The following is a 6,248-nucleotide window of genomic DNA, read 5'->3' as shown; positions in this document are numbered from 1 at the left end:
CCGGACGTCGTCGAAGCAGTCCTCCGCGGCTCGGTGAAGACCAACGACTGGATCAACGCCAACCCCGACAAGGCCAAGGCATCCGCCAACGCCAAACTCAAGGAACTCACCGGCAAGCCGCTGAGCGCGGAGGTGCTCGACGGCGCGTGGTCCTCGCTCCGGTTCACCCCCGATCCGCTCGCCGAGACTCTGCGGGCGCAGGCGGACCACGCGGCCGAGGCCGGTCTCCTCAAGCAGCCGGACCTGAACGGCATCTACGACCTGGGGCCCCTCAACAGGGTCCTGAAGGACGCGGGCGAGCCCGTGGCCTCCGACGCCGGTCTCGGCGTCAAGTAACCGCACATCAGCCCGAGTTCAGGATTCCCAGGATTTCCCAGGAGGTGACGACCATGGCCACGACCGCGACGCTCGCCAAGGCCGAGGACCGTGCGGTGGTGTCGCACGCCGCCCGGCTCGAGCACGTCTCGAAGTCCTTCGCCGGACCCGCCGGGGGGCAGCTCGTCCTCGACGACATCTCGCTCGATGTCGCGCCGGGTGAGTTCGTCACCCTGCTCGGCGCCTCGGGCTGCGGGAAGTCGACCCTGCTCAACCTGGTCGCCGGGCTCGACCGGCCCTCCGCCGGGGCCATCGAGACGCCCGGCGGCCGGCCGGCCCTGATGTTCCAGGAGCACGCCCTCTTCCCGTGGCTCACCGCGGGCAAGAACATCGAACTCGCCCTGCGGCTGCGCGGGGTGCCGAAGTCCGAGCGGCGCGCGGAGGCGGAGCGGCTGCTCGACCTCGTGCGGCTCGGCGGCTCGTACCGCAAGCGGGTGCACGAGCTCTCCGGCGGCATGCGCCAGCGTGTCGCCCTGGCCCGGGCGCTCGCCCAGGACAGCGACCTGCTGCTGATGGACGAGCCGTTCGCGGCGCTCGACGCCATCACGCGGGACGTGCTGCACGACGAGCTGACCCGGATCTGGCGCGAGACGAACCTCTCGGTGCTGTTCGTGACGCACAACGTGCGCGAGGCCGTGCGGCTGGCCGAGCGCGTGGTGCTGCTGTCGTCCCGTCCGGGGCGGATCGCCCGGGAGTGGACCATCGACATTCCGCAGCCGCGCCGTATCGAGGACGCCGCCGTGGCGGAGCTGTCCGTCGAGATCACCGAAGAACTGCGTGGGGAGATCCGCCGTCATGGCCAGCACTGAGACGAAGGCCGGGAAGCCGGCCGGGAAGCCCGACGACCTGGCCGGCCTGGAAGCGGGCCTCGACGCGCTGGACGCGGTGCAGGTGCGCCGTACGCCGGTGCGTGAGGTCCTGGTCAAGAAGGTCCTGCCGCCGGTCGTCGCCGTGCTGCTCGTCCTCGTGGTCTGGCAGCTGCTCGTCATGGCGGAGGTCACCGACGAGTCCAAGCTGCCCGCGCCCGGGGCGGTCTGGGACAGCCTGAAGACCATGTGGTTGGAGGGCACGCTCCTCGACGTCCTGTGGACGAGCGTCTCGCGCGCCCTGCTCGGCTTCCTGATGGCGCTCGCCATCGGTACGCCGCTGGGTCTGCTGGTCGCCCGGGTGCGGTTCGTGCGCGCGGCGATCGGGCCGGTGCTGGCGGGTCTGCAGTCGCTGCCGTCGGTGGCGTGGGTCGCCCCGGCCGTGCTGTGGATCGGCCTCAACGACTCGATGATGTACGCGGTGATCCTGCTGGGCGCCGTGCCGTCGATCGCCAACGGCCTGGTGGCCGGCGTCGATCAGGTCCCGCCGCTGTTCCTGCGGGCCGGGCGCACGCTCGGCGCGACCGGGCTGCGGGGCGCCTGGCACATCGTGATGCCCGCCGCGCTGCCGGGCTATCTGGCGGGCCTGAAGCAGGGCTGGGCGTTCTCCTGGCGCTCGCTGATGGCCGCGGAGATCATCGCCTCGTCGCCGGATCTGGGGCTCGGGCTCGGCCAGTTGCTGGAGAACGGCCGGAACAACTTCGACATGCCGGGGATCTTCCTCGCCATCATCCTGATCCTGCTCGTGGGTGTCGCCATCGACCTGCTGATCTTCAGCCCGCTGGAGCGCGCGGTGCTGCGCGGCCGCGGGCTGCTGGTGAAGGGCTGAGTCGCGCCATGTCCGAGGTCCTTCTCGTCGTCGCCCACGGCAGCCGCGATCCGCGGCACGCCGCGACCGTGCACGCCCTGGTGCGGCGGGCCGGGGCGCTGCGCCCGGGGCTGCGGGTGGAGACGGCGTTCCTGGACTTCAACCTGCCGTCCGTCCCGGGCACGCTGGACCGCCTCGCGGCCGAGGGGGTACGGGACGTGGTGGCCCTCCCGCTGCTGCTGACCCGCGCCTTCCACGCGAAGGCCGACATCCCGTCCGTCCTGCGCCAGGCCCCGCCGAGCCTGCGGATCCGCCAGGCCGAGGTACTCGGCCCGTCCCCGCTGCTCGTCGCGGCACTGGAACGACGCCTGTACGAAGCGGGCCTGACGCGGGGCGACAGGCGCTCGACCGGGGTCGTGCTCGCCTCGGCGGGCTCCACAGACCCGGAGGCGATCGCAGCGATCGCAACTGTGTCTGCCCGGGGGGCGACCCCCGAACCCCCAGCAGCGACCCCCGCGTGGCGCCGCGCCGTCGACGAGATGAAGCGCTCGACCGGGGTCGTGCTCGCCTCGGCGGGCTCCACAGACCCGGAGGCGATCGCAGCGATCGCAGAAACGGCGCGGGAGCTGCGGCGCACCGGTTGGTGCTCCGTGCGGCCTGCGTTCGCCTCCGCATCTCTCCCCCGGACCGAGGACGTGGTCCGGGCGATGCGCGCCGACGGCGTGCGCCGGGTGGCCGTGGCCCCCTACGTCATCGCCCCGGGCCGCCTCCCCGACCGCATCGCGGCCGGCGCGGCGGAGGCCGACGTCCTCGCGGACGTCCTCGGCCCGTCGGACGAGCTGGCCCGGCTGCTGGTCCAGCGGTACGACGAGTGCCGCGCGGCGGCCCGCGTGGCCGTCGCCTAGGGAGTGTCCGTCGTTCCGGTGGCGGTGGCGAGGCGCCTTCCAGGCCTACGGCAGAACGCTGGCGCCGCGTCCACGTGCGTGGCACCCTGACGAGCGTGATCATCAGGGTGAGTGAGGCACGCGTACGTCCCGGCCGCTTCCAGGAGTTCCACGACATGATCGTCTCCGCGGTGAGCGAATTCCCCAGCCGCTACCCGGGGTTGGTGGACCACGAGGTGCTGATCGCGCCGCCTGACGCGCTGCTGTACGTCAGTCGCTGGCGCGGCGAGGAGGACCTCGTGGGCTACGCCGGCGAGCAGTGGCGCGACCAGCCCGTGGTGCTGCCGGGCGAGGACGCGTACCTGCTTGCGCCCCTTCAGGTACGGCACTTCACGGTCGCGCCCCTGTCCGGGAGTTGACCGCCCGGCGACGCGCGGGGAGATGGCGGACCGACAGGGCGGACGGCCCGCCGCCCACGCCTCAGAACTCCGTCGGGGCGGGCGCCCTGTCGGCCCGCCGCGCGGCCGCGGCTCGCACCGGAGCGTAGGCCCGGAGTGCGACTCCGATGAAGATCAGCTGCTCGGGAATCCGGAACCACAGAGGCGTCGCCGGCTCCCCGTTGAAGGGGATCCGCTCGACCGCCGCGTGGATGTTGGCCGGAAGCATCAGGACGAAGAGCGCGGCGAGGCCGAGCCCGGCCGGCCGCCGGGTGGCCTCCCGGACGAGTCCCGCGGCGCCGAGGAGTTCCAGGACGCCCGTCGCGTAGACGGCGAGACGGGGGAAAGGCACGAACGGCGGGACCATCGCGACCAGGTCGTGATGGCCGGGCATGGGGCCGACGGCGGACGGGACGAAGTGCGCGCTCGCCGTGAACACCAGCATGACCGCGAGGCCGTGCACGGCGGACACCCGCCAGGTCGCGAACCGCCGGACGCCTGTCGCGCCCAGAAGCCGGAACAGCAGGGTCGGAACGGCGATGAGCATGAGGGTGCCGAACATCAGAGGTGAATCCTTTCGGCTGCGGGCACGACGAAGAGGCCCGTTCGGAAGGTCGCACGGAGGAGCACCGGATAGAATGGATAATAGCGCTATCCACTATCCGTTGCCGAGAGAGTGAGTGGATGAAGGTCTCCGAACTCAGTCGACGCACCGGCGTGAAGGTGCCGCTGATCAAGCACTACCTGCGGGAGGGGATGCTGCCTCCGGGGCGGGCCACCGCGTCCAACCAGGCCGACTACGGCGAAGAGCACGTGCACCGGCTCCGGTTCATCCGCACCCTGATCGCGACGCGCGGTCTGTCGACCGGCGCGACGAAGGAGATCCTCGACGCGATCACCGCCGAACAGGAGGATCTGCACCAGGTCTTCGGGATAGTGCTGGGCGTACGCCCGACCAGGACGGAGGAGGACACCGGCGCGGAGGAGCCTTCACAGGAGCCGGACGGGGAGCCGGAGCCGGAGAGTCTGGCGGACGCACGGAAGCTGATCGCCGCGATGGGATGGGAGGTGTCCCGGGGGAACCCGGCCGCGCACACCCTGGCGGAGGTCCTGGCCGCACTCGCCGACCTGGGCGCGGACATCGACTGGCGCGGCCTGGTGCCCTACGCCCGGCTCGCCGACAGCATCGCCGACGTGGACGTGCGCCAGATGCGCGGCGAGCGCGACCTGCTGGCCCAGGCCGAACGGGCCGTACTGGTCTCGGTCCTCCTGGAACCCGCCCTGCTGGCCCTCCGCCGCCTGGCCCAGGAGGACAAGTCGGCCCGGCACTTCGGCGGCGGGCAGGCGACCTAGCGGCGGGCGGCCGAGCTAGCTGTACCGGCCCGGCAGGGTCAGGATCTCGGCTCCGTCGTCGGTGATGGCGATGGTGTGCTCGCTGTGCGCCGTCCGGCAGCCCGTCGCGCTGCGGAGCGTCCAGCCGTCGGCGTCGGTGACGAGGTGGGCGGTGTCCGCCATGACCCACGGCTCCAGGGCGAGCAGCAGCCCGGGGCGCAGCTTGTACCCACGGCCGGGCCGGCCGGTGTTCGAGACGTGCGGGTCCTGATGCATCGTCGAGCCGATGCCATGGCCTCCGAACTCGGTGTTGATCGGGTACCCCGCCTGTTCGAGGACCGTGCCGATCGCGTGGGAGATGTCGCCGATGCGGGCGCCCGGCCCGGCGGCGGCGATCCCCGCGGCCAGCGCGCGTTCGGTCGCGCTGATCATCGCGACGCTCTCGGCGGGCCTCGCCTCGCCCACGAGGAAGCTGATGGCGGCGTCCGCGGCCACTCCGCCCCGGGAGACGGCGAGGTCGAGGGTGAGCAGATCACCGTCGGCGAGCCGGTAGTCGTGGGGCCGCCCGTGGAGCACGGCGTCGTTGACGGCCGTGCAGATGTAGTGGCCGAACGGGCCGCGGCCGAAGGACGGCGCGTAGTCGACGTAGCAGGACTGCGCTCCCGCCTCGACGATCATCTCCTTGGCCCACCGGTCGATGTCCAGCAGGTTCGTGCCGATCGCGCTACGGCCCCTGAGCGTCTGCAGGATGTGTGCGACCAGGGCGCCGGTGTCCTTCGCCCGGGCCACCAGAGTGGGGTTGAGGATCTCGATCATGCGGCGCCCTTCTCACGTACCCAATAACTATACCGTCCATACTATACCGGTATGAGAATGGGGTGCGTGGCCGCTCCACCACGGGTCGGCGCTCAGGCGCGCGGGTCCCGGCCGCTCGCGGCGAGTGCGCGCTCGAAGTCCGAGGCGGGCTCCGGTACGTCGACGGGGGCGGCGAACCCCTCGTACTGGCGGTAGACCTCGGCGTGCTCCGCCACGATCGCGAGGACGAACGTGCCCGTGGCGTCGGGGAGGGTGAGGCGCTCGCCGGTGGAGCGGGCCAGGTCCCAGCCGTGCAGGGCGAGTTCCTTGACGAGGAGGGAGGCGATCACGGGCGCGGGCATGGTGGCGTAACCGGTGTCCACGTCGCCCTCCCAGACGTCCGGCTTCTCCCAGGCGGCGAGCGCCCGGTCCAGCTGGGCCGCGTACTGCTCCGCCCAGTCGGCGTCGGCGGTGAAATCCCGCTGGACGGTGGACTCGGGAAGCTGCTCGCGCAGGGCGCGGCGCTCCAGGCCGTGGCCGGAGTAGAGCACGAGGTGGTTGACCAGTTCGCGAACGGTCCAGTCGGCGCAGACGGACGGCTCGGGCAGCTGGTCGGCGGTGACGCCACGGGCGACGCGGGCGGCCTCGGCGGCGCAGACGGTGAGATGGGTGTGGACGGCGTTCATGGGCCCGACGCTACGAGGCGCCGGACCGCCCGGTCTTGAAGAATCGCGACACCGCGTCCGGGCGC

Annotated in this window: 8 protein-coding genes and 1 pseudogene; 6 read left to right on the top strand and 3 right to left on the bottom strand. The window is 72.1% G+C overall.

The annotated features are described in order from the left end of the window. The 5 genes and pseudogenes from ACIPPS_RS31560 to ACIPPS_RS31540 all read left to right on the top strand — a co-directional run. Positions 1-336, top strand: a pseudogene (locus tag ACIPPS_RS31560) (sulfate ABC transporter substrate-binding protein); the annotation flags it as partial. A gap of 53 nt (positions 337-389) precedes the next feature. Beyond that, positions 390-1,184, top strand: coding sequence for an ABC transporter ATP-binding protein (locus tag ACIPPS_RS31555; RefSeq protein WP_401439256.1), 795 nt, complete (start codon positions 390-392; stop codon positions 1,182-1,184). After that, positions 1,171-2,070 carry an ABC transporter permease gene (locus ACIPPS_RS31550; RefSeq protein WP_401439253.1) on the top strand — a complete coding sequence of 300 codons (900 nt, stop codon included), beginning with the start codon at positions 1,171-1,173 and terminating at the stop codon, positions 2,068-2,070. Before ACIPPS_RS31555 ends, ACIPPS_RS31550 begins: the two co-directional genes overlap by 14 nt. A gap of 8 nt (positions 2,071-2,078) precedes the next feature. Beyond that, the gene (locus tag ACIPPS_RS31545) at positions 2,079-2,954 is read left to right on the top strand and encodes a sirohydrochlorin chelatase (protein ID WP_401439251.1); all 876 of its coding nucleotides are present in this window, start codon (positions 2,079-2,081) and stop codon (positions 2,952-2,954) included. A gap of 95 nt (positions 2,955-3,049) precedes the next feature. Next, positions 3,050-3,352 carry an antibiotic biosynthesis monooxygenase family protein gene (locus tag ACIPPS_RS31540; protein ID WP_401439249.1) on the top strand — a complete coding sequence of 101 codons (303 nt, stop codon included), beginning with the start codon at positions 3,050-3,052 and terminating at the stop codon, positions 3,350-3,352. A gap of 61 nt (positions 3,353-3,413) precedes the next feature. Here ACIPPS_RS31540 and ACIPPS_RS31535 read toward each other — a convergent pair whose 3' ends face one another. Continuing rightward, positions 3,414-3,932 (bottom strand): hypothetical protein, encoded by a 519-nt coding sequence (locus tag ACIPPS_RS31535; RefSeq protein ID WP_401439246.1) that lies wholly within the window; start codon positions 3,930-3,932, stop codon positions 3,414-3,416. Positions 3,933-4,054: 122 nt separating this feature from the next. On the opposite strand from ACIPPS_RS31535, the gene ACIPPS_RS31530 reads away from it, so the two are divergent. Then, positions 4,055-4,723 carry a MerR family transcriptional regulator gene (locus ACIPPS_RS31530; RefSeq protein WP_401439243.1) on the top strand — a complete coding sequence of 223 codons (669 nt, stop codon included), beginning with the start codon at positions 4,055-4,057 and terminating at the stop codon, positions 4,721-4,723. A 15-nt stretch (positions 4,724-4,738) separates the two neighbouring features. On the opposite strand, the gene map is transcribed toward ACIPPS_RS31530, so the two are convergent. Together map and ACIPPS_RS31520 are read right to left on the bottom strand one after the other, a co-directional pair. Continuing rightward, positions 4,739-5,518 carry a type I methionyl aminopeptidase gene (gene map / locus ACIPPS_RS31525; RefSeq protein WP_401439240.1) on the bottom strand — a complete coding sequence of 260 codons (780 nt, stop codon included), beginning with the start codon at positions 5,516-5,518 and terminating at the stop codon, positions 4,739-4,741. A gap of 92 nt (positions 5,519-5,610) precedes the next feature. Continuing rightward, positions 5,611-6,183, bottom strand: a complete 573-nt coding sequence (locus ACIPPS_RS31520) for a TIGR03086 family metal-binding protein (protein ID WP_401439238.1) — start codon at positions 6,181-6,183, stop codon at positions 5,611-5,613. Between the last annotated feature and the right edge of the window lie 65 nt (positions 6,184-6,248).

The sequence above is a fragment of the Streptomyces sp. NPDC090127 genome, from assembly GCF_044746945.1.
In the GTDB taxonomy this organism is placed as follows: Bacteria; Actinomycetota; Actinomycetes; order Streptomycetales; family Streptomycetaceae; genus Streptomyces.
The sequence above is the reverse complement of the archived record's forward strand: the minus strand, read 5'-3'. Positions and strand labels throughout refer to the sequence as shown.

Excerpts from the sequence above, each read along its gene's own strand:
- ACIPPS_RS31550 (WP_401439253.1), top strand. The coding sequence starts at position 1,171 with ATGGCCAGCACTGAGACGAAGGCCGGGAAGCCGGCCGGGAAGCCCGAC.
- ACIPPS_RS31555 (WP_401439256.1), top strand. The coding sequence starts at position 390 with ATGGCCACGACCGCGACGCTCGCCAAGGCCGAGGACCGTGCGGTGGTG.
- ACIPPS_RS31545 (WP_401439251.1), top strand. The coding sequence starts at position 2,079 with ATGTCCGAGGTCCTTCTCGTCGTCGCCCACGGCAGCCGCGATCCGCGG.
- ACIPPS_RS31535 (WP_401439246.1), bottom strand. The coding sequence starts at position 3,932 with ATGTTCGGCACCCTCATGCTCATCGCCGTTCCGACCCTGCTGTTCCGG.
- ACIPPS_RS31530 (WP_401439243.1), top strand. The coding sequence starts at position 4,055 with ATGAAGGTCTCCGAACTCAGTCGACGCACCGGCGTGAAGGTGCCGCTG.
- map (WP_401439240.1), bottom strand. The coding sequence starts at position 5,518 with ATGATCGAGATCCTCAACCCCACTCTGGTGGCCCGGGCGAAGGACACC.
- ACIPPS_RS31520 (WP_401439238.1), bottom strand. The coding sequence starts at position 6,183 with ATGAACGCCGTCCACACCCATCTCACCGTCTGCGCCGCCGAGGCCGCC.